Here is a 23376-nt window from a genome sequence, read left to right as displayed (position 1 = left end):
ATCGTAAGATTTATTGCTTGGCGAAATAACGCTCGGTAAAAAAACCCGCATAAATGGCGACTACCATGACCAAGGCTTCCAAGCTGCCGAAGCCTAGGCTGGCGACGGCCGGGCCCGGGCAATAGCCGGTCATGCCCCAGCCGATGCCGAACAGGGCGGCGCCGGTCAATAACGATTTGTCGACCGCGGTCTTGTGCGAGACATGGAAAGCATTTTCCAGCAAGGGCTGACGACGGTTCTGTATATATCTGAACGCGGGCATCGCGACGGCCAATGCGCCGATCATGACAAACGCCAGGCTGGGGTCCCAGTTGCCGGCTAGGTCCAGAAAGGCGAGGACTTTGTTGGGATTGACCATCTGCGATAGCGACAAGCCCAAGCCGAAAATAATGCCGCATAATAGGGCGATAATGAGCTTTTTCATGTCAGTGTGAAAACGTGTCTGATTAAGTAAACGGTGACGAAGCCGGTGGCCATAAAGGTCAGCGTCGCGAGAATGGAACGCAGCGACAGATTGGCGATGCCGCAAATGCCGTGGCCGCTGGTGCAGCCGCCGCCGAGGCGAGTGCCGATGCCGACCAGAAAGCCGCCGAGGGCCACCAGCCATAATGGATAGCCTGCTCTAGGGCTGACAAAACCAGGGGCGATCCATTGAAATAACAGGGCGCCGATAATCAAGCCGGCCAAAAACAACGAACGCCAACTGACTTCATCGCGTGGCGATTTAAACACGCCGTTCATGATGCCGCTGATGCCGGCAATGCGGCCGTTGAACAGCAATAAGATAATCGCGCTGAGACCGATTAACGCTCCGCCCAGCAGCGCGGAATAAGGCGTAAAATTTTCCAATGCTAAGCTCCGGATTAGGATGATAATAGGGTTATATTCTACTGTTGTTTTGAGATCGTTGCAGAAATTGTCAAAATGCCGGGCCGGCGTTTTGTGTTATATAATTTTGTGTTATATAAAATTTGCTGCCTGTCGGAATAAGACGATAGGCGAGCCTGTGGTCGCCATGCGCTATAATAGTCGGTAATGAACTAAGCAAACGCCGTTTATCATGCCTAATCTATTCAGTCACATCGATCAGCTGGAAATGCTCAACCAAAAACTGTCGTTGTCCGAGAAATTGGATAATCTCAGAAATACGTTGCTGGACCATTTTCCGTTTATAGATAGGATCGCCGTGGTTGTTTACGATCCCGATACCGATATGCTGAAAACGCTGGCTTACAGCAGCAAGGACACCAGTCCCTTGCTTCATTACCAGGCCAAACTGCATGAGGCTCATTCACTGCTCGAGATCTTGCGGAAGAAAAGGCCCAGGGTCATCAACGATCTGGCGGTATTTGATCGAGGCGGGCATGAATATACCCAACGCCTTTCCGAGCGTGGATATCGTTCCAGCTATACCCATCCGATTTTGCATGAAGGCCAATTTTACGGTTTCGTGTTTTACAATTCATTTCAGAAAAATGTATTCCAGGAGCGGGTGCTGACTGAGCTGGATATTTGCAGCCATTTAATCATGCTGCTGGTTGTCAACGAATGGTCTCATGCCCAAACCCTGACCGCGACGGTGCGTTCCGCGCTGAGCATCACCAATCAACGCGATCCGGAAACCGGCGGTCATATTGCCCGGATGTCTCATTACGCGCGCATTATCGCCGTCGAACTGGCCGAAACTATGGGCTTTGATGATCAGTTTATCGAAAATATTTTCTTATTTTCGCCGTTGCACGATGTCGGCAAGATCGCCATTCCCGATCAAATCCTGCTAAAGCCGGGCAAGTTGAGCGAAGAAGAGTTCGAGGTGATGAAAACTCATGCCAGTAAGGGGCGGGAAATCATCGATGATTTATTGGAAAATTACCATCTCAGTCAATTTCACCATATCGATATGATTCGCAATATCGCCGAGCATCACCACGAGGCGATGGATGGCAGCGGTTATCCGGAAGGGTTGGTCGCCGATGAAATTCCTATTGAGTCGCGCATTGTCGCCGTCGCCGATATCTTCGATGCTTTGACCACGCAACGCCCCTATAAGAATGCCTGGAGTAATGATGACGCCTTTGCCTTATTGCAAAAGCTGGCCGGAATCAAGCTCGACCGGCAATGTGTCGATGCCTTGAGGAAGAATCGGTTCAGTGTCGAAGAAATTCAGCGTCACTTTAAGGATGAATAATGAGGAAGTGCCGCTGTTTGATAAGGGCCTTGAAAAATGGAGTGGATAAAACCGCTTGCTTGTCGCCATGAGAGGGGTAGGTAGTCATGTCGATGCCGCTAGCGGTTTCAGTTTGATGGGGGCTGGCTGTTGGGGTAGTCCTGGGATTGCGGTAACTTTTGCTTTAAGCTGCGCATCGATAAGTAACCGAGGACGGCTGCCCAAAGCACGATAAACACATCATAAATTAACATTTGCAGCGTGAAATTGTCGACGTCGCGTATGTAATCGGCAAGGTAGTCCAGCACCATCAGAATGGAGATGGTGTAAAAGGCTGTTTTAAACCTCATCTTGTGTTTGTACCAAACCCAACTGCCCAGAAAGATGAAACCGACGAAAAAATGGATCGCATTGTGAATCAACATTTCCATGCTGAAAAAGCTGATATGGAAAGCGACGTCCATGAAATAGAGGGCGATGAGGCCGGTAATGACGACGGTGGCTAGCAGTGTTTTCATAGGATAGCTGGGGGTATAGTTTTAGGGGGCATAACACGGTGGTTCTGTGCCTATGGATATTTTATTAGGCCTTACATCGTCAAGATTGTTCCCGGTCTTCTAAATCGACGGGGTCTTGTTTGAAGACCTTTTTGCCGTTAAACATCGCGGATACTAAGGCGCTTTTTTCCCTGATTTCGGTGACAACTACGGCAATGATATGAAGCAATATGAATATGGCGAGCAGATAGAAGCCATATTCATGCGCGGTGATGAAAGGCTTCCTGAAAGTCCGCATTTCCCGATAACTGTCTGGATCGACGCCCACTTTCGAACCGGGTTTAAGATCGGTCAGTCCACCATGCGTCTCATCGGAAGCGCTGACCCACTCGGCGATTTCATGACCGAAAGGCGGCAGGTACAGGTCGGTGCCGGCCAATACCAACCCGCTTGTTCCTTGGGTGAACAGCAATAAAAACAGCAACGTGACCATTAGTCGGGCCGCGGGATTATGTCCCGCGTAATGTGGGCCGCTACCGCCTTTAAAGCCTTTTAGGTAGGAAATCAACGAATTTAGATAGCCTTTGCCGAAGGGTAATATCGCCCGCCAGCGGCTATATTGATTGCCGATAAAGCCCCATATCAGTCGCCAGGTCAGATTCAACGCGAAAACATAGCCTATATAAGCGTGTAGGGTTTTCAACAAGACCTTGCCGTCGGAACTGACGCCGAAATCTTTGTTATACAGCAGCATCAGCCCTAGTCCGCTTAAGCCGATGATGCAGAGCACATTGACCCAGTGAAAAATTCTTACCGTGCGATCCCAAACCGGGTAGGAGAAAAAGGTTTCTTTATCGGAACGGCTATCATTCATGCTAATGTCTCCTAAGTATACGCTCGATTGATCGAGCGCCAAGCTTAATCTCTTATATCGCAGCAATTCCCAGTTTGAGCATTTTTGCTGTGTTTAGGGCATGGGGTGTGTCTGTCGAGGAGCGCCGTAAACCCATCCCTGGGGGCTTGACGGCAGCATCCTTGCTGCCGACATCCTCGCCAAACACACCCCATGCCCTTTTTGAACGCCAAAGTGGGAATTGCTGCTTATATCGTTGGTGATTTTATCTTCATGGTTCGAATGATAGTTAGCCTGCCAACTAAAGTCCAATTTTGCGTCGGATACTTAGGGTGCGCGCTGAATATATCCGTCTGGGGTACCTGCTCGCCCCACTTATCGAACGCGGCAGGGCCGATTTTTGCTCCTCGGCAATTGCTCCTGCATTGCTCTACTACACGCCCTCCATGGCGTTATCGGCAATTGCTCCTGCATTGCTCTACTACACGCCCTCCATGGCGTTATCGGCAATTGCTCCTGCATTGCTCTACTACACGCCCTCCATGGCGTTATCGGCAATTGCTCCTGCATTGCTCTACTACACGCCCTCCATGGCGTTATCGGCAATTGCTCCTGCATTGCTCTACTACATGTCATCCTTGGCATCATGGCAAAATCGGCATTTCCGCCATCCATGGCGGTCAGCATGTAGGGGGATAAGCCTGAAGGGCGCATCCACCAAAGATGCCGACCCGGTGGATGCGCTCCGCTTATCCACCCTACGAATGGCGGTGAGCAGTTACCTTTATACTTCTATTAATGGCGCTGCAATCGACAATGAGCAGCGTTGAAAGTCGCTAGTTCGCTGTCTAGCCTCGCCAGGCGTATCAGTCGTCCGCCTTGTCCCGCTTGTGGGCAGATTGGATGTTTCGCAATTGCCTGTCATGTAAGCGGCTTAACAGCAGCAAGGCTAAGAGTGCGCCTAGCAAAGCAAACGCCATATCGGTTTGAGTGTCCCAGTTATCGCCCTGAGTGCCCAAAAAAGCGTCAGAAGATTCGCCGACAGCAAGAGCTACGATCCATTCGATAAGCTCATAAAGGGCGCTGATGGCGAGACAGATGCTGACGATGAAGAAATTGCGCCACGCCGGGGAGTCGACGACATGTTTGCGGAGCAGGATTTCCCGGGCGATGATGGCCGGAACAAAGCCTTGCAGCAAATGTCCGACCTTATCGTAATTGTTTCTTTCGAATCCCAAATATAGTTTTAGCTGGTCAAACAGCGGGACTTCGGCGTAAGTATAGTGGCCTCCTACCATCAATACGATGCAATGGAGCAGAATCAATATATACAACAAGCGCGTCAGATGAAAGCTTTGATAGGTAAAGGCCAAAAGCATGAAGCCTATGATCGCCGGGGAGACCTCAAGAGCCCAGGTCAGGTAGTCCTTAGGCTCTATGGCCGACCAGGCAAGGACGAGCAGGAAAACCGTGATCCAGGCGTTTTTCATCGCTGATTGCTGTCGCTATTCGTGTTAAACATCATCTTAAACCTGAAAAATCACCACATCGCTGTGCAAAAATTCAACCCGGCAGCGGTACTTCTTCGCTAGCCACTGGAAGGTCGATAGCGAGAAAAAGCTTATATGGGTCAAGTCGTTTTTATAATGCCAGCGAGCAAATGCCTCGGCATCGATGACCATTTTTGTCATGACGCCTAGATGACCGCCGGTTTTCAACAATGCGAACAGACGTTCAAATTCATCGTGAGGACGGCGGAAATGTTCGACGACCTCGGTGCAGGTAATGAAGTCGTAAGCGTGCCGTAGTCGTTCCGGATGATCGGCGTACAGCGGGTCATAAGTCTGCATATCAAAGCCGCGTTCCCGCAACATCATCGTCAAGGCAGGACCGGGGCCGCAACCATAGTCCAAGCCTTTTTCCTGAGCGTAAAGGCGTTCGGTTAGTGGATGAAAAAGGCGCGCTAAAAATTGTCGGTAGCCGGGGTCGTTAGGATCGTTTTGATGCAGATCATAAATGGCTTTTTCTTCGTCGGCGGATAAATGCTGTTCGGTTGGAACGAAGACCAGATAACAGTCGGGACAGCGTCGGTAGCCGCGCCTTTTGTCGGAAAAAAAAGCGCTGCTTCGATGGCTATGGCAGAGAGGACAGCTTATTGATGTTGTTTGATCCATTCGACACTTTTTTGCACCATCTCCTGGTGTATGATTTCTTCGCTGCGCTTTAGTCGCTTCAGCACCTTGAAAGAATGATCGCCGCCTTCGATGACATATAGTTCAGGCTGGGTGGGTAGGTGTTCCAGAATCGGCTTGAATACGTCCAGTTCGCAGAGCGAATCACGACTGCCTTGGAAGAATAGCATGGGCGAATGGACCGAGTTCAAATCTTCGCTACGAGGCTTGTGGGGTCTGCCGGGAGCATGCAAAGGATAGCCATAGAGGATCAGGCCGGCGAAACCGTCCATCTTGGCTGCCAGCAGGGTTGCATAACGTCCGCCCATGCTTTTTCCGGAGAGAAATATTTTTTTTCGCGGCAGGCCGGTCAGCGCCATCACCGCATTAATCACCGCCAGCCACGTGTCTTCCAGTATGGAAGGGGAGTTCGGCGCGGCCCTGCCTTGCTCGAGATAGGGAAAATTAAATTTCACCGTCATGATGTTGTGCGCGGCAATGCCTTCATGCAGGTGGCTGATGAGGTCGGAATGCATATCCTTGCCGGCGCCCGGGGCAATCAAGAGTACACTGTCATATTCCTCGGGAATCAACCAGATAGAGCTGACATAGGCCTTAGGATTGACGGTGATTTTATGGGTTTCTGTTTTCATGTCATGAAATTGAGCTTGACGATTAAAAAAACTAATATATAATACGCGCTTCTACTTCGGAGCGGTAGTTCAGTTGGTTAGAATACCGGCCTGTCACGCCGGGGGTCGCGGGTTCGAGTCCCGTCCGCTCCGCCATCATTTTCTAACCCTTAGGCAGGATTGTCACTGCCAATAAAAAAACAGTCAACATTCAGTTGCTGTTGTGTCTTATTCATCATCGCTTTGATGCCGAACTGCTCGGTCGCGTTGTGACCGCCAGCCAACATGTGTATGCCGTGTTCCTGACTGTCATGCCAATCATGTTCGCTGATTTCTCCGGTAATATAAGCATCTAATCCTTGCTCGGCCGCTGTTTTCCATTCGCCGTTGGCGCCGCCGGTGATGATGCCGAGCGTCTTGACGGTTCTATACCGGTCCGTTGAGGCGAGTATCACGTCATGATTCAACACCTTCTGCAGTTTTTCCGTTAGCGTCGCCGCCGCGACAGGCGTTTTCAACACACCTTTTATGCCGGTAGGCATGCCTTTGTAATCTCCGAACGGCTGCTGTTCGATACAATCGATCAGGCGTCCCAACGTCGCGGCGTTTCCTATTTCAGCGTGGCCGTCCAGCGGCAAATGATAGGCGAATAAGTTGATGTCTTTTTTAATCAGCGGCACGACGCGTTTGGCAAAAGGGCCGGTCAGCGTTTTCGCTCCGTGAAAAGACCAAAATAGCCCATGATGCACAACCAAGGCATCGGCTTGCTGTTCGACGGCCCGAGTGATCGAGTCCCTGGTGGCGGACACGGCGAAGGCTATTTTATTGATTGCCTCCTTGCCTTCAATTTGCAGGCCGTTGGGACCGTAGTCGCTGTAACGTTCCGGTTGCAGTAGGGCGCTGTAGAAGTCGTTCAGTTGCTGTCTGGAGATCATATTTGTTGATAGCGTTGCCAGATGATTTTAAAAGTGTCGGTCAGCGTATGATCATCATCATTGACCCGTTGACTGATTTCTTGCGGAGAGAACCATTGACCGTCATCGATTTCTTCGGCCGCCAGTTGAAAAGGGCCGTTATGCCGACATTGATAGACTTGGATGAATTCCATGCCCAAGCGCGGGGTCGCGGTCAATTTGAATAGCGCCTCCAGTGTGTCGGCGACGAGGATGCCGAGTTCCTCTTCGGCTTCTCTCTGCGCGCAGGGCTGATAATCTTCGCCTTCGTCGACATGACCAGCGGCGGAGGTGTCCCAGAGGCCCTTGTTCAGGTCCTTTTTCATCGAACGTTTTTGTAAAAAAAGTTGCCCTTGATCATTGAATACCAGGATATGGACGGCTCGGTGACGCAGACCTTGCGCATGGATTTGATGGCGTGGGCGGCTGCCGATAATACGGTCGTTTTCATCGACGACCGAGAGTAATTCATGATGCATGCGTTTTTGCTCTCGATTCCTGAACCTAGGTCGTGTAAGGTAGCGTCTTTTCGTGATTTTAGCAAAACAGAGCGATGGCAAGAAGAAGTCAACACAGTCAGGAAGAGATCAGAGAAATGGTGTTAAAGGCCGCGGAAACCATTGTCGAGGAAGATGGTTTCCCGGCCTTGAAAGTCAGAAAAATCGCCTTGGAAATCGGTTATACCGTCGGCAGTATCTATATGGTGTTCGCCAACATGGCCGATTTGATCATGCATGTGAAGGGGCGTACGCTGGATGACTTAGCGCTGAGATTGGATCAGGCGCCCGACGATGATAGCGTCGAACAATGCATCGTCGAACTGGCCAAGGCTTATCTGTTGTTTGCCAGTCAGAACTATAATCGTTGGAGTATGATTTTTGAACAGTGCCAGCGGGATGAAGGTGAGATTCCGGACTGGTACCGGGAAAAAGCCAATCTGATGTTTGTGCGGATCGAGAGCTTGTTCAGGCAATTGGCGCCGGGTCGTTCGGAAGAACAAACAAGACTGGCGGCTCGTGCCTTATGGAGCGGCGTACATGGCGTTTGCATGTTGTCGTTGACCGGTAAATTGGACCTGGTTGGGGTCAGCAATATAGAGCCTATCGTGATATTGTTGGTGGAAAATTTTCTCAATGGCTGGGTTCGTTCGGCGCAGCAGTAAGGTAATTGATGAATATCGTAAATCGACAGAACTTATGGCCTCCGGCCGGGCGCAAGGAATTGCTGGCCTGGGCCTTGTATGATTTCGCCAACTCGGGCTATACCACCGTGGTGTTGACGACGATCTACAGCGCCTATTTCGTCGGCGTGATTGCCGCCGACATCGATGCCAGGAGCGCTGGAACGGGGACATTGTTATGGGCCTTGGCCGTCGGCTTGGCTAATTTTATCGTGATGATCAGCGCGCCGGTGATCGGGGCGATGGCCGATCACCGGGCCAGCAAAAAAGTTTTTCTGCTGGTGTCCAGTATCGGCTGTGTCTCTGCAACCGCCTTGCTGGCGCTGGCCGGTCCCGGTGATGTCTGGCTGGCGATGTCGCTGGTGACGTTATCGGCGACGATGTTTGCCGCCGGCGAGAATCTAATCGCCGCCTTTCTGCCGGAATTGGTGCCGAAAGAAAATATGGGGCGGATGTCCGGTTATGGCTGGAGTGTCGGTTATTTCGGGGGACTGTTGACGCTGGGATGTTGTTTATGGATTATTTATCGGGGTAGGCAACTGGGCATGGCCGACAGCGATATCATTCCGATCACATTGTTGGTGACCGCCGGCATTTTTGCCTTGACCGCGCTGCCCACTTTTCTTTGTTTGCGCGAACGCGCCTTGGCTCAGCCTAAGGGCGAAAAAATAAGTTATATTCGCGTCGGCTTTCTCCGCCTGCGCCATACCTTGCAACATGCCCTGCATTTCCGCGATTTATTCCGCTTTCTGTTGACGCTGGCCGTCTATCAGTCGGGGGTCAGCACTGTCGTGGTGCTGGCGGCCATCTATGCCCAAGAGGTGATGGGGTTCGGCCGGCAAGAATTGATCGTATTGATCATGGTCGTTAATGTCACTGCGGCGGTCGGCGCGTTCATTTGCGGACATCTGCAAGACAGAATCGGCTCGGTGCCGACGCTGGCGATGACCTTGGTATTATGGATCGTCGCTATCCTGGCCGCCTTTATTGCGACAGAACAGGCTCAGATGTGGATCGCCGGCAATATTATCGGTGTGGCGATGGGCGCCAGCCAGGCCGTGGGCAGGGCGCTGGTCAGTCAGTTTACCCCGGTCGACCGCTCCGGTGAGTTCCTCGGCTTGTGGGGACTGGTTAACCGGCTATCGGCGATAGTCGGACCGATCAGTTATGGCGTGGTGAACTATTTGACTGCAGGAAATCACCGACAGGCTTTATTATCGACGTTGATGTTCTTCGTGTTGGGTTTGTTGCTTTTGGCGCGGGTCAACGAAAAGCGTGGCAAAACGGCCGCCTTGCAGGCCGATTGAAGTTAATGATTTTGTCGCCGGCCTCGAGCCGATGCGCTATGCGGGCAAAGGCTCAATCAGCTTTCGTCATCGAATCGATAGGGTTGACTATTGTCCGGCAAGTGCAGCGAAACCAGAAACGTCGCGACGATGACCAAGGCGCCTAGCGTTAGCAGGGCCAGGATGGGATTGGCCTGCTGCGAGGAGGCATAGGTATAGGAGCCGACCGCGACCAACATCGTCAAGTTTTGGAAAAAGCCCTGCAAGGCCACGGCGCTGCCGCTGCCGATGCTGTGTTGTCCCAGGTCTTGCAAGGCGGCGTTGATCGGGACGATGAACATGCCGCCCGCCATGCCGATCATGAACAGCATCAGTCGCGCCGGCCATACCGCTTCGGTGAAGCTTAACGCGATGATGAACAGCCCCATCAGATAAGCCGGCAATCTGGCTCGTCGCAAACGGTTCAGCGGGATCAATCTGGGCACCAGGGCCGAGCCGGCGATGATGCCGATAGCTAGGAACAGCGTCAGCTCGGCTATTTCGCTGGCGTTCTTGCTCATCAATACCAACGGCGCCCAGGCGATGATGATGACCCGGATGGTCGCTGCAGCGGCCCAGAACAGTGATGCGCCCAGCATCGAAAAGCGCGAGCGCGGGGTGTCGAAGAATCGCCCGATCTGGCGAAAAAAACGCAGCAGGATGGAGTCGGCTGGCTTCTCCTGGCTGACCGAGACCGGCAGCCATAAGGTCACCAGCGCCGAAATCAGAAACAGTATAATCGTGCCGCTCAGCGCCCAGGTGATCGAGGTGTCGGCGACCTTGGCGCCGACCACCATGCCCAGCAGTATCGCCAGTATCGTCGAGCCTTCGATCCAGCTGTTGGCCTTGACCAACAGGTTGTGTTCGGCCAGTTCCGGCAGGATGCCGTATTTGGCCGGACTGTAAACGGCCGCTCCGACGCCGACCAGGCAATAAGCCAGTAAGGGTTCGACTTTTAGCAAGAGTAGGCTGGCGCCGGCGGCCTTAATCAAGTTGGCGGCAATCAATACCCGCGATTTGGCGTGATGGTCGGCGAAACCGCCGACCCAGGGCGCTAGCAGCACGAAGGCGACCAGGAACGAGCTTTGCAGGGCCGGCACATACCAAGGGGCCAGTTGTTCCGATTGCATCACCAGCGCAATGACGGTGAACAGAATGGCGTTATCGGCAAAGGCGGACAGGAACTGGGCCAGCAGCAGCGGGTAGATTTTCTTGTTCATTTGTATCCAAGTAACAAAGGGAAATTATGAATGTTTTCTTTTATCCCGATAATATATTTTGGTGTGGTTTGAAGATTTCATTTTTTCTTTTTTCACTTCGAACAATTTGGTCGTTTCAATTAAAGTAGAGAGTTTGGCGTAACCATAATTTCTCGAATCAAAATCAGGGCATTGACGCTTGATCAAACTACCGCACAAACTTAACGACGCCCAGCCATTATCCTCTTCCGAACATTCTTTGGCTGCATTCCTCAACATGTGAATCAATTTGGCATCCATACAAAGTTGCTGCTTGCTATAGGGGGCTGGCTGAGTTTGGTCATTTTCTTTGGCTTGTCGTGTTTGCGAGGCTGCCTTGTCTTCTTCTCCGTTACTCAAAGTTTTTAGAACATCGATATAAAGGAAATCGTCACAGGCATTTCTAAAGGCAATAGGTGTTTTTCGTTGACCAATGCCGTATACATGGACTTGTGATTCTTTAAGACGAGTTGCCAGTTTGGTGAAATCGCTATCGCTGGAAACTAGAGCAAAGGCATTGAATTTATTGGAATACAACAAATCCATCGTATCTATTATCATTGCCGCGTCGGAAGAGTTTTTTCCCTGCGTGTAAGAGAACTGTTGTACAGGCTGAATCGCCAGTTCATTCATGCTGTTCTTCCAGTTTTTTAAGGCTGGGGCTGCCCAGTCTCCATAGGCTCTTTTGACAATGATATAGCCGTATTTTGATAACTCGGTCATGATGGCTTCTAACGCCGATAATTGCGTATTTTCGGCGTCGATCAGAACAGCCAGCTTTTTTTCCATTCGCAACATCTCCTGTGTCCTCCTTATTGGAGCTTTTCCGCCGCCAGTTCTGTCGCCGCCCGATAGTCGGTTTTGCCGGTCGCCAGCGCCGGCAGTGCATCGACGACGAAGATTTTTCGCGGCAGGTTGATCGTGGCGACGCCTTCGGCGGCGCTCGCCAGTTGTTTAACGGTGGCCTCTTTCTGCGTGGTCAGCAAAACCAATTGTTCGCCTTTTCTCGGATCGGGCAGCGAGACGACGGCATGGTGGGCTTCCGGCCAGGCTTGAATAGCCAGCTGTTCGACCGCGGTCAACGACACCATTTCGCCGCTGATTTTGGCGAAGCGTTTACTGCGCCCCTTGATCATGATGTAGCCGTCTTCATCGACCTCGACGATGTCGCCAGTGTCATACCAGCCTTTGCCGTAAATGGATTCAGGCGGAACCAGCTTGCCGGGATTCGCCGGCAACAGATAACCTTTCATGATGTTAGGTCCGGCGACATGCAGTTTGCCGCCGTTGTCGATGCCGGGAACCGGTTCCAGTTTATAGTGCATGTCCGGCATGATGCGACCGACCGTGCCGGCCTTGTAATCCATCGGCGTATTGACCGAGGTGACGGGGGCGGTTTCGGTGGCGCCGTAACCCTCCAGGATGCGGATGCCGAATTTATCCATCCAGACCTGACGGGTGTTTTCCTGCAGCTTTTCTGCGCCGGCGACGACATAGCGCATGTTATAGAAATCGTAGGCATGGGCTTTTTTCGCGTAGGCGGAGAAGAAGGTGTTAGTGCCGAACATGATTGTCGCTCCGGTCTCGTAGGCGATTTCCGGTATCACGCTGTAATGCAGCGGCGATGGATAGAAGAAGGTGGTCATGCCGTTCAATACCGGCAGCATCGTACCCACCGTGAAGCCGAAGGAGTGGAACATCGGCAGAAAATTCAGCACGACGTCCTGGGCGTTGAAATTGATGCGGGCTTTCAATTGTTTGTGATTGCCGAGGATGTTTGCGTGCGAGAGCACCACGCCTTTCGGTTCGCCTTCCGAACCGGAGGTGAACAGCACGACGGCTGCGCTTTCAGGACTGAACTGTTGATGTTTGTACCAGTAGTTCGCAGTTTTGCCTTGCAGTGCCGCCTTCAGTTTGTCGATGACCGACAGGGATTCGGCCAAGTCTTCCAAATACAGCAAGTTGACCTGGGCGGCGAGGGCGTCGGCAGTCTCGGTTAACTTCGCTTTGTCGATGAAGAGGCGCGATGTTAGCACCGTTTTAATCTCGGCGGTTCTGCAAGCGGAAGCCATGCCGGCGACGCCGGTGGAATAGTTCAGCATCGCCGGTATCCGTCCATGCAATTGCAGACCTAGCACAACATTCAGCGTTTTGGTGGAATTGGGTAGAAAAACGCCGACATGTTCGTCTTGCTCGGTGGAGTTTTTCAACAGGTTGCCAATCGCGATGCTGCGGGCAATCAGGGAGTCATAACAAAGCGGCTTGCGTTCCAGATCCTCGGCGACGTTATGTTTGCCGCCATGTATCGTGCGCGCCTCCAGCAGCGCCGAAAAAATGGTTTGATGGTAATGGCTGGTCGCGAACATCATGTCGGTCATGATGTCGGCCAGCACATGACCGCTATGTTTGCGGCGCGACTTGCCGGTCAGCGATTCATCGGAATGTATCTGCGTCGGCGGCAGTATTTGTATCGTGATTTTAGGAAACAGCCGCAGACGGACGATGTTGCGCAGTTTGGAAAAATGGGTGTATTGGGCGCCGTCTATGCGCACCGGCAGGATCGTCGCGCCGGATTTATCGGCCACCATGCCGGTGCCGTCGTAGATTTTCATCAACGAGCCGGTCACGGTGATGCGCCCCTCGGGGAAGATGACGGTTTTGGTGTCCTGCTGCATATGATGGATCAAGGCTTTCAACGACAGCGGGTGGGTCGGGTCCATAGGGAAGACGTGCGACAACGCTAGAAAAGGCCTGAGCCACCAGATTTGGGAAATATGCGTGTTGATCGCGAAGGTGATCTTGTCCGGCAGGAAAACGCCCAGTAATAGGGGGTCCAGAAAAGACGTATGGTTGGAAATAATCAATACCCGCTTGCCAGCTTTGGCGTAATTATCCAGGCCTTTGACCTCGACTTTATAAATCAAGGTCAATAGCCAGTGTAAAGATTTTTTTAATAAATTAAACATGGTGTGTCATCCTCCGGATGTCATCATAGCAGATAGAGCGGAAAGCGATGGATGCACTATAAACAATAATTAAACATTGTTCAATTATTTGTTGCTATTTGTTAAGCATTGTTGTTTTCCAAAGTGTGAAAAAAATGGGGCGGCGTTATAATGAATCTATTTTCTTGGCGTTTGGCAAACACAGCGCTACGCTTGCTGAGACCATGTATGCATTCTCGGGGATTTAATCCGTCCTCAATCGGGGCCGTTAACAGATGAAAATACTTAATATTTATTTCAAGAATATCAATTCATTGGAAGGGGAAAACCGGATAGATTTTGACCGGGCGCCGATTTCCGATGCCGGTGTTTTCGCGATAACGGGGCCTAATGGTTCCGGTAAAACCAGTATTCTTGACGCCATTACGCTGGGCTTGTATGGGGAAACTTATCGTTTCGACAAGCCGGCGGAACACGTGATGACCAAGCAAACCACGGAGTGTTTCGCTCAAATTGAATTTGCCATAGGCGAGCAGAAATATCGTTCCAGTTGGCGGGTTAAACGCGCCGATGATACCCCCCAAGGCGAACTGCTGCCGGCGGAAATGTCGCTGAGTCGGCTGAACGACGAAGAGGAAATTTTGGCGCAAGACCCGTTGCAGGTGCGTAACAGCATCGCCGAGATGACCGGCATGGACTTTCATAAATTCAGTAAATCGATGGTGTTGGCGCAGGGTGATTTCGCCGCTTTTCTGAATGCGTTGGACAGTGAGCGCATGGATATCTTGGAAAAAATTATCGGTGGCGATATTTATCAGCAGTACCGGGAACGGATCGAGCAGAAACATCAACAGGCCAAGACCCGCTTGGCGGAAATCGAACAGGATTTGGCGGCAACCCCGGTCATGGAGGAGGCGGCCGTCGAAGCCGCGCAACATGACTTGGAAGACTTCAGAGAACAAGTCGGCCAGTTTCAAGGCGAGCAGGCGGAACTGGATAAACTGCTGAGTTGGGTTAAAGATGTCGCGACGCTGGAGCAACAGCTAAATTCTCTGGACGACAAACAGCAGACGGTGGTCGGCGCCCGAGATGAAAATCAGCAACTGCTGGCGCGAATAGCGCAAGCGCAGCCGGCCGCGGTATTCAAGGACGATGTTGCGGTCTTGGATAATAAGGCCGAGCAAGTCAGGCAAGGGGAGCAAACGCTGGAGGCTTATCGCAAGGAAGTCTCGATGTTGCAACAGCAGTTGGAAGGCCGGCAGTTGGACCAACAAGCGCTGGACAGCGTCAAGTCGGTAAGCGAACAAAAACAGATCGTCGATGACCTGAAGCTGAAAATTAGCGAAATAAAACAGGAACTGCCTCAGGAAAACGCGTTGTTGCGCTCTACTCGACAACAGTTGGAAGAGAAAAGCTCGAACCTGGCCTTTGTCGAACAGTGGCTGCAAGAGCATGATGCCGACAAGATGCTGCTGGAGAGTTTTCCGGAAACCGGCAAACTGAGAAGTCTGCGGGTGGAATTGGCCGAGCTGAAAGATAAACAGAAGGCGCACGCAAAATGGACTAAAAACACCACCTCGGCGCTAAAAAAGAATAAGGCGGCGATCAAGAATGTCAGCAAAGACATCAAGTTATTGCAGAAAAAACTGAAGACCGATCGGCAAGCCATTAAAGACCGGACCCATGGCAAGAGTTTTGAAGAACTGGAAGAGTTGAAGGTCGAGCAACAGGAGCGAGTCAACGATTTTCAGGAATTATATGAGTTGGCTAAGGTCAACGCCAAGATCGGTAGAAAGGGGCTGTTAGGTTTTTTCAGACGCGGTCGATATGAGATGGCGCTGGAAGAACATGAGTTGGTCGATCGTCAAAACACCTTGCAATTGGAGTTGGCGAAGGAGGAAAACATTCGCAAAACCCTGGAAAAAGCGGTCGCGAACGAGGCCTTGTTGAGAAAAATGGAAATCGATCGGGGGAAGCTGGAAGAAGGGAAACCCTGCCCGTTGTGCGGTTCGTTAAAACATCCCTATGTGACAAGGCCGCCTGTGGTTGGCGACTCCCAAAAAGCGCTGGCCGACCAACGAGGCAAGATTCAGGAGTTGCGTTCCCGTTTGCGGGGTCTGGACTTGGAAATCAAGGAGGTGCAAAAACAGGAGGAGGAGCAGAGCGACAAGGAGAAACGCTTGCAACGAGTGCGCTCGCAATGGCGAACGCTGACTAATCGCTTGAATGTTGCCAGCGATCGCTTGGATATCGACAACCTGTCCTTGATGAAGAAATTTTTCAAGTCGGAACAGCAGCAGCTGAAAGAAATCAATGGCTTGATTAAGCGTTGCTTCAAATTGCATGTCCGTATCGAGAAGGGCGAAAAGGAACTGGAGAAAAACGAGGCGTTATTGGAGCAACTGAAAAAAACCAATGAAGAGCTGGATGCGGAATGGGATAACCGTCCACGAGAATTGGTGGAAATGGAAAAAGCCTATGAAAAGTGCAAGGATGATGAAAAGGCCTTGAGCGCAGTGGTGGAAAAACAGCTGCAGGCGTTGGGCGAGTCGATGCCGGCCAAAGGTCAAGAAGACACGCTATTCGACCGCCTGAACATGCGCAGACAAGAGTATCAGACCCGTCAGATGCGGCGGAAAGTACTGCGCGAAGAGATAGCGTCTCTGAAGGAAAAGGTAGGGTTTTGCCAAGAGGATGTTGACGAGCTCAACCAGAAATTGCAGGAACAGTCCAAGCTGTTGCAGGCCGAAGAAGGGGCGGGACTGCATCTGGCTTTGATCGAAAAGCAGAAAATGATCGTGGAAAAGGAAAAACTACTGGCTGAACAGCAAGAGGAGTTGAGTGCCGTCAGAAAGGCGCTGCAAGAAAGATTGGCCGGCAGCCCATACGCCAGTATCGAGGCGCTGAAGGAAAGCTTGGCTTTGATCGCCAGACAAGAGGATATCGAACAGCAGTTGCAGGCGCAAAACGCCCAGCTCGACAGCTTAGCCAAGGAAATTAGCCAGCTTGAACAGCAGTTGCAAGAGCTGCGCAGTCTCGCGTTAACCGATATGAGCGAGCAAGACCTGCTCGCGGAGCAGAGACAATTGCAGGAGAAGCGGCAAATTGCCGAGCAGGAAGTCAAATCCTTGCAAGATAAGTTGGACAAGCAGCAAAGTATGCAGGAGAAGCTTGTCAGCCTAAAGCAACAATTGGCTAGTCAGCAGGCGTTGATGGACGAATGCGAGGCCGATATGCGCCTGATTAGCGATGAAAATGCCGTGCCTTTTCGGCGTAAGGTTCAACAGGAGATGATCGATCGTCTGCTCGCACAGGCCAATCAAGTGTTGGAGAAGATCAGCGGACGCTATTATGTGCGCAACGAACCGAGTGAGCACGGTTTGGCGTTGAGGATTGAAGATACCAAGCAGAATAACAGTCGTCGTTTGCCGAAGACGCTTTCCGGCGGTGAAAGCTTCGTCGTCAGCCTGGCTTTGGCGCTGGGCTTGGCGGAATGCGCCAGTAACGGCCATGCGCTGGATTCGTTGTTCCTCGATGAGGGCTTCGGTAATCTGGATGCGGAGTCGCTATATCTGGTGATGACGACGCTGGAAGGATTGAAGACCCATGGCAAGATCATCGGCATTATTTCCCATGTCGAGGGCGTGAAAAAACGGGTCAAAACCCAAGTCGAGATGGTCAAGAAGCCGAATGGTTATAGCGGCTTGAAGCTTGCGGCCTAGCTTGTCGCCGACCGCAATGAGAAACAGGGTACGCAGTGCATACCCAACTGAGCGGGCCGATTATTGCATTTGATAGTTAGGAGCTTCTGAGGGTGGAGCGCTGTCGTCTCCCTCTAAACGGAAGACCTCGCCATAGGTGGTGTCGGCATCAAAATCATCCCACACATAGGCCGGATGAATAAATTGTTTGGTCGGTAGCGGGGCCGTGATCAGGTCGGTCAAACCCACCATCATGCGGCCGACGGTGTTCAATATGCCTTTGGCCGTTCCGCCTACAAATCCATAAGCAACATTACTTTGATTCGTGGTGTTGATGATGTTTTTGGGAATTTCCAGCGTAGAAGTGGTCAGATTGGCGAAACCGTTCAGCGCTTTGCGTCCGACTTTATCAGCATAGCTGTCTTGGTCGTCTGCGACGACCGTCGATGACAGCGCCATCAGCGCGGCAAAAATAATAGAGAGATGAGGATGAGTGTTTAGTTTCATGGGGTATCCTGTTGCTGTATTATGCTGGTTGGGTTGACACCGACGCAACCCAACTTTTTCACAGCTCAGTATAGCAGAGCATTCAGATTTTACTTTTTTAGTGCTTGAGCAAAGGCGTTGGCCATAGCCCCTTGGGCGGTGGGTTGGCGTTTCGCTTTTGGGACGGGGCCGCCGGGTTTCCGTTTGTCACTTTTGACCGATGTTGCGGCCGTATCGGCATTTTTTTTCATCGACAAGGAAATGCGCTGTCTGGCGACGTCGATTTCCAGCACCTTGACTTTGACCATATCGCCGGTTTTGACGATTTCGCGAGGGTCTTTGACAAAGGTATCGGCCAGATGGGAAATATGCACCAGGCCGTCCTGGTGGACGCCGATGTCGACGAAAGCGCCGAAGTTGGCGACGTTGGTCACCACGCCGTCTAGGGTCATGCCTTCCTTTAAATCGGTGATTTTTTCCACGCCTTCCTTGAATTGCACGCTTTTAAACTCAGGGCGCGGGTCGCGGCCCGGTTTTTCCAATTCCTGCAGAATATCGGTCACCGTCGGCAAACCAAAGGTTTCATTAGTGTAGTTCGCGGCATCGAGTCCACGCAAGAAACCGCTTTGTCCGATCAGGTCACGGATTGATTTTCCGGTGCTATCGATGATTGCGTTGACGATGGGGTAGGCTTCCGGATGTACCGCCGAAGCATCGAGCGGGTTATCGCCATTCATGATGCGCAGGAATCCGGCCGCCTGCTCGTAGGCTTTTTCACCGAGACGCGGCACTTTCTTCAGTTGTTCACGGTTATGAAATGGTCCGTTTTCGTTGCGGTAGGCGACGATGTTTTCACTGACGCTGGCCGACAGGCCCGACACCTGTTTCAGCAACGCCACCGAAGCGGTGTTGACGTCGACGCCGACCGCGTTGACGCAGTCTTCGACGACGCTGTCCAGACCGCGAGCCAGTTGCACTTGATTGACGTCGTGCTGATATTGGCCGACGCCGATCGACTTGGGCTCGATTTTAACCAATTCGGCCAGCGGGTCCTGTAGGCGGCGTGCGATCGAGACAGCGCCGCGCAATGAAACATCGAGAGTGGGAAATTCCTTGGCAGCCAACTCCGAGGCGGAATAAACCGAGGCGCCGGCTTCCGAGACCATGATCTTGCTGAATTTTAATTCCTTGTGTTGCTTCATCAGGTCGGCGATCAATTGATCGGTTTCCCGCGAACCGGTGCCGTTGCCGATGCTGACCAAATCGACTTGATGTCGGGCGATTAGTTTGGCCAGTGTGTTTATCGATTGATCCCATTGATTTTTCGGGGCATGGGGATAAATAGTGTCGGTCGCCAGCAATTTACCGGTCGGATCGACGATCGCGACCTTGACGCCGGTGCGGATGCCGGGATCTAGTCCCATCGTCGCTTTCGGACCGGCCGGCGCGGCCAGTAATAAGTCTCTCAGATTGCTGGCGAAGACCCGGATCGCTTCTTGTTCGGCCGCTTCGCGCAGACGCAGTTTCAGGTCCATGTCGATGCGGGTGAACAGTTTGATCTTCCAGGCGAAACGGGCGCAATCGGCCAGCCAAGCATCCGCTGGCCGGCTGGTGTCGATGACATCGATATGATGCGCGACCAGTTGGGCGCAGCGTCGATGTTCTTCCTGATCGTCGATGGCAGGTTTCAGCGTCAACGACAATAAGTCCTCGTTGCGTCCGCGGAACAGCGCCAGCGCGCGGTGTGACGGAATTTTATTGATCGCTTCCTGGTAATCGAAATAATCCTGGAATTTGGCCGCTTCGTTTTCCTTATCTTTGACCACGGTGGCGTGCAATATGCCGCTAGTCCAGATGCGTTCGCGCAGTTCCTGCAGCAGTTCGGCGTCCTCGGAAATTCGCTCCATGATGATCTGGCGGGCGCCGTCCAGTGCGGCGGCGGCATCGGCTATACCTTTGTCTGGGTCGATGTAGGCTGCGGCAGTCTGTTCCGGAATCAGTGAGCGGTCTTCCACTAATGCATCTGCCAACGGTTCCAGGCCGGCTTCGCGGGCAATCTGGGCCTTGGTGCGACGCTTGGGTTTGTAGGGCAGGTAGAGATCTTCGAGCAGGGTTTTGCTGTCCGCTTCCAGGATAGCTTGCTCTAGTTCTTCGGTCAGTTTACCTTGTGAACGAATGCTGTTCAGAATGGTTTCGCGGCGTGCGTTCAGTTCGCGCAAGTAACTCAGTCGCTCTTCCAGTAAGCGCAATTGCGAGTCATCCAGTCCGCCGGTAACTTCCTTACGGTAACGGGCGATAAAGGGAACGGTGGCGCCTTCATCGAGCAGAGTGACGGCGGCGTTAACCTGTTTTAAGGATACGGAAAGTTCTTCGGCGATGCGTTGAATTACGTCCATGGTGTTGATATCGGGTTTACTGAAAAAGAGGCATTTTATACCATGCATCAGGACATTTGCCGAGGTTGTTATCGCAGCTTTTGATCAAATGCGTGAAAAGCGAATTCGTTAGAGCAATAACGATCTATTAGGAGGATTCTTTCAGTAGGATGGCCAAGTGCAGGCGGTCGGTTACGTGCAATTTTTTGAAAATAGAAGTCAGATGGGCTTTTACGGTGCGTTCGGAGATATTCAGCGCTCCGGCGATCTGCTTATTGTTTTCACCGGCGCGGATCCGGTTGGCGACGTCCCATTCTCTGTGTGATAACGAGTTTAGTAAGTCACTGGTGACGTTTTGTAAACGCTTGCTGGGAATGGACTGCTTGCGGTTGATCAAGGTCTCGATCAGTTTCGGAACCAGGTGGCGTTGCATCCAGATATCGCCCTGCAAGATGCTGTTGATCGCTTTGGGTAGCAGATTATCTGCTTCAGCTTCATCGCAATAGCCCGACGCGGCGTGCAGTATTGCATTGACCTGTTTTTCTTCGGCCCATTGGGAGCCGGCCAACAGAATGTGAGAGGGATGATTGGCAATCAGCTTTAATAGTTCGTGTTGATGATCGACCCGTTCCGTATCGACGATGATGACATCGGCGCTACAATTGACATTTAATGAATGAATACGGTCGATGCTGTGTTCCGGCGTAAGCGCGTTTATGCATTTTTCAATCAGTTTATTATTGTTAGAATAGATTAAAATCGTTGCCACGGCATAAGGTCCAGTTACTATGTTTTAGCGTTTTCAAATCATGATGCGAATTTTCCCTGTCGCGCTAGGTTCATGTGCTTTAAATTTATTGAGTAAAAAAGATTCTAGCAACTTTTTCGGCTTATATTGAAGTTTAGTACTTTTGTACAGTAGGCGAAAGTGTGATTATTATCTAATATTAATACCGGGTTAATAATAACCTGCTAACATCTTGATCAAATGACGACCGTTTATATTATCGACAATACCGGGGACTTGATATCGGCGGCAGGAAGGCGGCTGGCGAATGCATCCGTTTGCGAAAATGAAGTGCAATGTCTGAACAGGCTTGAGACAGGCGAGCCGGCGATTGTCTTTTGTTACTACCCGGTTTTGGATGAGGTTACGATTGAGTTGATTGAAATGTTGCGGCAGGTGAATGCCGCTGCGGAAATTATCGTGGTCGGAAATCAGCTGCCGGAAGAGCAAATCATAAAATGCCTATTGGCCGGCGCCAAGGGCTATCAGAACATCGATACGCTATCGCAGTATATCGATAAGCTTATTAAGGTTGTCGCCGGCGGTGAAGCCTGGGTTTCCAGAAAGATGGTGGCTAAATTGATCGATTATTGGCGACGCTTGCATCCTGCCGAGGCAGCCCTGTAAGCCCCACGTCCTTGTGTTGCAGCAGACGGCCTCCTTATTTTTTTAAATGGTTATTAACTTACCGCAGGTTGTTTCCTGTCAGGCTTTCAAGATACGGCGTAAATACCTCCCTGTAGCCTTGACGGCAGCATCCCTGCTGTCGACAATCTCGAAAACTTAACAGGAACAGCCGCTGTTTCAGATAATCTGTGGTTTATATAGCCATTTTTTTAAGGCAGTTGCGAAGATTCAGTGCTGTTTTCCCCGTCAACCAGAGCGATTTCATCGGGTAATTTGGTGCCTAGGAATTTATTCAATTCGCCTTTGCTGGTTAAGATGCGGTATTGCGCGAATAGCTCATTGTATTTTGCATTTGTGTAAGCGCTTTTGGCGACAAACATCTCATTGGCGGAGTCCAGCAAATCCAACGGGAAAGGGGACAGCGGGAAAGGGGACAGGCTACTTTTACTTTATCCCGAACTGACGTTGTGTTTACGGCACAGGGGAATGTCGAGGAACGCCCCGCTAAATATACCCCATGCCCAATTTGAACTTTAAATTGGGAATTCAGGGGAGCATAAGTAAACAATAGGGGCTGTTGCTGTTTCACATAGGTAACCATAAAAAAGCGCAAGCCAAGGCCACAGAAGCTTCAAAATTTCGTTTGAGCTTGTCATATCGTGTAGCAATAGCTCTGAAATGTTTCAGTCTTGCAAACACATTTTCAACGAGGTGACGATATTTGTAGAGACACCAATCCATATCATCATTCCCTACGTTTGAATTCTTTTTTCTTGGAATGACAGGAACAGTTCCTTTGTCTTGAATCTGAACACGTAGTGGTTCACTGTCATAGCCTTTGTCAGCAACGATATAGTCAGCTTTAGGCAGTTCAGCGACCAAGGTTGGCGCTTCTTTACAATCATGAACTTCGCCACCCGTCACTGTAAAGTGGATGGGAAGACCACAGGCATCAACAGCCATATGAATTTTGGTTGTATTACCCGCAACAGATTTACCAATCGCCGATTCTTGCCCATAGGCCGCACCGCTACTATGCTGATGAGCTTTCACAATACTTCCATCAATAAATTCCCATTCCAAGTCAGGCTCAACTATCAGTTCGTTAAAAATACCCATCAGTTTTTCTTTACGAGACCATTCATTGAAGCGTTTATAAACAGCATTCCAGTTACCAAAGGCACTGGGTAGATCTCGCCAGGGACAACCTACGCGCAAACGATAAAAAATCCCTTCGGTTGTTTGCCGAAGAAAGGGTTTGTCATATATCCCCATTTTCAACATAATCATCTTCAATTTTCCCCAGTGTTCATCCGTAAACATTTGTCGCGGCATAGTTTGCTTGTTTTTGGCTCAAAATAAACAAGTTATGAGGCGGAATTATTGAAATTCAAGGGTAAGTTACAAAACGGCAACAGCCCCTAATGATGTGCTATACT

At 51.1% G+C, this 23376-nt stretch carries 22 protein-coding genes and 1 tRNA gene; 7 read left to right on the top strand and 16 right to left on the bottom strand.

Going from position 1 to position 23376, the window contains the following annotated elements:
* Positions 1-10 precede the first annotated feature (10 nt).
* Together Q9L42_RS00920 and Q9L42_RS00915 are read right to left on the bottom strand one after the other, a co-directional pair.
* Positions 11-424, bottom strand: coding sequence for a DUF6691 family protein (locus Q9L42_RS00920; protein ID WP_305906500.1), 414 nt, complete (start codon positions 422-424; stop codon positions 11-13).
* A complete protein-coding gene (locus tag Q9L42_RS00915) occupies positions 421-849 on the bottom strand; it encodes a YeeE/YedE family protein (RefSeq protein ID WP_305906501.1) in 429 nt (142 codons plus the stop codon). The genes Q9L42_RS00920 and Q9L42_RS00915 overlap by 4 nt, the downstream gene beginning before the upstream one ends.
* A 211-nt stretch (positions 850-1060) precedes the next feature.
* Between Q9L42_RS00915 and Q9L42_RS00910 the strand changes: the two genes are divergently transcribed.
* Positions 1061-2188 carry an HD-GYP domain-containing protein gene (locus Q9L42_RS00910; protein WP_305906502.1) on the top strand — a complete coding sequence of 376 codons (1128 nt, stop codon included), beginning with the start codon at positions 1061-1063 and terminating at the stop codon, positions 2186-2188.
* Positions 2189-2295: 107 nt separating this feature from the next.
* Here the strand turns inward: Q9L42_RS00910 and Q9L42_RS00905 are convergent, their stop codons facing one another.
* Positions 2296-2685 (bottom strand): hypothetical protein, encoded by a 390-nt coding sequence (locus tag Q9L42_RS00905; protein ID WP_305906503.1) that lies wholly within the window; start codon positions 2683-2685, stop codon positions 2296-2298.
* Between the two features lie 79 nt (positions 2686-2764).
* Positions 2765-3538, bottom strand: a complete 774-nt coding sequence (locus Q9L42_RS00900; protein ID WP_305906504.1) for a cytochrome b/b6 domain-containing protein — start codon at positions 3536-3538, stop codon at positions 2765-2767.
* 311 nt (positions 3539-3849) lie between these two features.
* Between Q9L42_RS00900 and Q9L42_RS00895 the strand changes: the two genes are divergently transcribed.
* Positions 3850-4347 carry a hypothetical protein gene (locus Q9L42_RS00895; protein WP_305906505.1) on the top strand — a complete coding sequence of 166 codons (498 nt, stop codon included), beginning with the start codon at positions 3850-3852 and terminating at the stop codon, positions 4345-4347.
* Positions 4348-4383: 36 nt separating this feature from the next.
* On the opposite strand, the gene Q9L42_RS00890 is transcribed toward Q9L42_RS00895, so the two are convergent.
* Genes Q9L42_RS00890 through Q9L42_RS00880 form a run of 3 tightly spaced genes read right to left on the bottom strand, consistent with a single transcriptional unit; the run spans position 4384 to position 6341 of the window.
* On the bottom strand, positions 4384-5007 hold the full coding sequence (locus tag Q9L42_RS00890; protein WP_305906506.1) for a DUF2238 domain-containing protein: 624 nt from the start codon (positions 5005-5007) through the stop codon (positions 4384-4386).
* A gap of 36 nt (positions 5008-5043) precedes the next feature.
* On the bottom strand, positions 5044-5691 hold the full coding sequence (locus Q9L42_RS00885; protein WP_349431744.1) for a class I SAM-dependent methyltransferase: 648 nt from the start codon (positions 5689-5691) through the stop codon (positions 5044-5046).
* Positions 5670-6341, bottom strand: coding sequence for an alpha/beta hydrolase family protein (locus tag Q9L42_RS00880; protein WP_349431743.1), 672 nt, complete (start codon positions 6339-6341; stop codon positions 5670-5672). Before Q9L42_RS00880 ends, Q9L42_RS00885 begins: the two co-directional genes overlap by 22 nt.
* A gap of 58 nt (positions 6342-6399) precedes the next feature.
* Between Q9L42_RS00880 and Q9L42_RS00875 the strand changes: the two genes are divergently transcribed.
* Positions 6400-6476: transfer RNA gene (locus Q9L42_RS00875), tRNA-Asp, on the top strand.
* A gap of 14 nt (positions 6477-6490) precedes the next feature.
* Here the strand turns inward: Q9L42_RS00875 and Q9L42_RS00870 are convergent.
* Positions 6491-7255, bottom strand: coding sequence for a Nif3-like dinuclear metal center hexameric protein (locus Q9L42_RS00870; RefSeq protein ID WP_305906509.1), 765 nt, complete (start codon positions 7253-7255; stop codon positions 6491-6493).
* Entirely contained in the window at positions 7252-7752 is a 501-nt protein-coding gene (locus tag Q9L42_RS00865; protein ID WP_349431742.1) for an NUDIX hydrolase, read from the bottom strand. Before Q9L42_RS00865 ends, Q9L42_RS00870 begins: the two co-directional genes overlap by 4 nt.
* Positions 7753-7826: 74 nt before the next feature.
* On the opposite strand from Q9L42_RS00865, the gene Q9L42_RS00860 reads away from it, so the two are divergent.
* Both Q9L42_RS00860 and Q9L42_RS00855 read left to right on the top strand, forming a co-directional pair.
* The gene (locus Q9L42_RS00860; protein WP_305906510.1) at positions 7827-8435 is read left to right on the top strand and encodes a TetR/AcrR family transcriptional regulator; all 609 of its coding nucleotides are present in this window, start codon (positions 7827-7829) and stop codon (positions 8433-8435) included.
* A gap of 8 nt (positions 8436-8443) precedes the next feature.
* Positions 8444-9760, top strand: coding sequence for an MFS transporter (locus tag Q9L42_RS00855; RefSeq protein ID WP_305906511.1), 1317 nt, complete (start codon positions 8444-8446; stop codon positions 9758-9760).
* A gap of 56 nt (positions 9761-9816) precedes the next feature.
* Here Q9L42_RS00855 and lplT read toward each other — a convergent pair whose 3' ends face one another.
* Genes lplT through Q9L42_RS00840 form a run of 3 tightly spaced genes read right to left on the bottom strand, consistent with a single transcriptional unit; the run spans position 9817 to position 13982 of the window.
* The gene (gene lplT / locus Q9L42_RS00850; RefSeq protein ID WP_349431741.1) at positions 9817-10998 is read right to left on the bottom strand and encodes a lysophospholipid transporter LplT; all 1182 of its coding nucleotides are present in this window, start codon (positions 10996-10998) and stop codon (positions 9817-9819) included.
* 24 nt (positions 10999-11022) lie between these two features.
* Positions 11023-11805, bottom strand: coding sequence for an NYN domain-containing protein (locus Q9L42_RS00845; protein WP_349431740.1), 783 nt, complete (start codon positions 11803-11805; stop codon positions 11023-11025).
* Between the two features lie 23 nt (positions 11806-11828).
* Complete coding sequence (locus Q9L42_RS00840; RefSeq protein ID WP_305906513.1) at positions 11829-13982, bottom strand: AMP-binding protein; 2154 nt, start codon at positions 13980-13982, stop codon at positions 11829-11831.
* Positions 13983-14236: 254 nt separating this feature from the next.
* Between Q9L42_RS00840 and Q9L42_RS00835 the strand changes: the two genes are divergently transcribed.
* Entirely contained in the window at positions 14237-17683 is a 3447-nt protein-coding gene (locus Q9L42_RS00835) for an AAA family ATPase (RefSeq protein ID WP_349431739.1), read from the top strand.
* 60 nt (positions 17684-17743) lie between these two features.
* On the opposite strand, the gene Q9L42_RS00830 is transcribed toward Q9L42_RS00835, so the two are convergent.
* The 3 genes from Q9L42_RS00830 to Q9L42_RS00820 form a co-directional block, all read right to left on the bottom strand.
* Positions 17744-18169, bottom strand: a complete 426-nt coding sequence (locus Q9L42_RS00830; protein ID WP_305906517.1) for an exosortase system-associated protein, TIGR04073 family — start codon at positions 18167-18169, stop codon at positions 17744-17746.
* 89 nt (positions 18170-18258) lie between these two features.
* A complete protein-coding gene (locus Q9L42_RS00825) occupies positions 18259-20544 on the bottom strand; it encodes a Tex family protein (RefSeq protein ID WP_349431738.1) in 2286 nt (761 codons plus the stop codon).
* A 127-nt stretch (positions 20545-20671) separates the two neighbouring features.
* A complete protein-coding gene (locus tag Q9L42_RS00820; protein WP_305906519.1) occupies positions 20672-21292 on the bottom strand; it encodes a helix-turn-helix transcriptional regulator in 621 nt (206 codons plus the stop codon).
* 219 nt (positions 21293-21511) lie between these two features.
* On the opposite strand from Q9L42_RS00820, the gene Q9L42_RS00815 reads away from it, so the two are divergent.
* Positions 21512-21937, top strand: coding sequence for a hypothetical protein (locus Q9L42_RS00815; RefSeq protein WP_305906520.1), 426 nt, complete (start codon positions 21512-21514; stop codon positions 21935-21937).
* Positions 21938-22522: 585 nt separating this feature from the next.
* Here the strand turns inward: Q9L42_RS00815 and Q9L42_RS00810 are convergent.
* Positions 22523-23272, bottom strand: a complete 750-nt coding sequence (locus Q9L42_RS00810) for an IS5 family transposase (protein ID WP_305906342.1) — start codon at positions 23270-23272, stop codon at positions 22523-22525.
* Positions 23273-23376 lie beyond the last annotated feature (104 nt).

It is taken from the genome of Methylomarinum sp. Ch1-1, from assembly GCF_030717995.2.
Lineage (GTDB): Bacteria > Pseudomonadota > Gammaproteobacteria > Methylococcales > Methylomonadaceae > Methylomarinum > Methylomarinum roseum.
The sequence above is the reverse complement of the archived record's forward strand: the minus strand, read 5'-3'. Positions and strand labels throughout refer to the sequence as shown.

Excerpts from the sequence above, each read along its gene's own strand:
- Q9L42_RS00835 (WP_349431739.1), top strand. The coding sequence starts at position 14,237 with ATGAAAATACTTAATATTTATTTCAAGAATATCAATTCATTGGAAGGG.
- Q9L42_RS00830 (WP_305906517.1), bottom strand. The coding sequence starts at position 18,169 with ATGAAACTAAACACTCATCCTCATCTCTCTATTATTTTTGCCGCGCTG.
- Q9L42_RS00845 (WP_349431740.1), bottom strand. The coding sequence starts at position 11,805 with ATGGAAAAAAAGCTGGCTGTTCTGATCGACGCCGAAAATACGCAATTA.
- Q9L42_RS00825 (WP_349431738.1), bottom strand. The coding sequence starts at position 20,544 with ATGGACGTAATTCAACGCATCGCCGAAGAACTTTCCGTATCCTTAAAA.
- Q9L42_RS00840 (WP_305906513.1), bottom strand. The coding sequence starts at position 13,982 with ATGTTTAATTTATTAAAAAAATCTTTACACTGGCTATTGACCTTGATT.
- Q9L42_RS00870 (WP_305906509.1), bottom strand. The coding sequence starts at position 7,255 with ATGATCTCCAGACAGCAACTGAACGACTTCTACAGCGCCCTACTGCAA.
- Q9L42_RS00910 (WP_305906502.1), top strand. The coding sequence starts at position 1,061 with ATGCCTAATCTATTCAGTCACATCGATCAGCTGGAAATGCTCAACCAA.
- Q9L42_RS00810 (WP_305906342.1), bottom strand. The coding sequence starts at position 23,272 with ATGCCGCGACAAATGTTTACGGATGAACACTGGGGAAAATTGAAGATG.
- lplT (WP_349431741.1), bottom strand. The coding sequence starts at position 10,998 with ATGAACAAGAAAATCTACCCGCTGCTGCTGGCCCAGTTCCTGTCCGCC.
- Q9L42_RS00815 (WP_305906520.1), top strand. The coding sequence starts at position 21,512 with ATGACGACCGTTTATATTATCGACAATACCGGGGACTTGATATCGGCG.
- Q9L42_RS00865 (WP_349431742.1), bottom strand. The coding sequence starts at position 7,752 with ATGCATCATGAATTACTCTCGGTCGTCGATGAAAACGACCGTATTATC.
- Q9L42_RS00890 (WP_305906506.1), bottom strand. The coding sequence starts at position 5,007 with ATGAAAAACGCCTGGATCACGGTTTTCCTGCTCGTCCTTGCCTGGTCG.
- Q9L42_RS00855 (WP_305906511.1), top strand. The coding sequence starts at position 8,444 with ATGAATATCGTAAATCGACAGAACTTATGGCCTCCGGCCGGGCGCAAG.
- Q9L42_RS00880 (WP_349431743.1), bottom strand. The coding sequence starts at position 6,341 with ATGAAAACAGAAACCCATAAAATCACCGTCAATCCTAAGGCCTATGTC.
- Q9L42_RS00920 (WP_305906500.1), bottom strand. The coding sequence starts at position 424 with ATGAAAAAGCTCATTATCGCCCTATTATGCGGCATTATTTTCGGCTTG.
- Q9L42_RS00905 (WP_305906503.1), bottom strand. The coding sequence starts at position 2,685 with ATGAAAACACTGCTAGCCACCGTCGTCATTACCGGCCTCATCGCCCTC.
- Q9L42_RS00860 (WP_305906510.1), top strand. The coding sequence starts at position 7,827 with ATGGCAAGAAGAAGTCAACACAGTCAGGAAGAGATCAGAGAAATGGTG.
- Q9L42_RS00885 (WP_349431744.1), bottom strand. The coding sequence starts at position 5,691 with ATGGATCAAACAACATCAATAAGCTGTCCTCTCTGCCATAGCCATCGA.
- Q9L42_RS00900 (WP_305906504.1), bottom strand. The coding sequence starts at position 3,538 with ATGAATGATAGCCGTTCCGATAAAGAAACCTTTTTCTCCTACCCGGTT.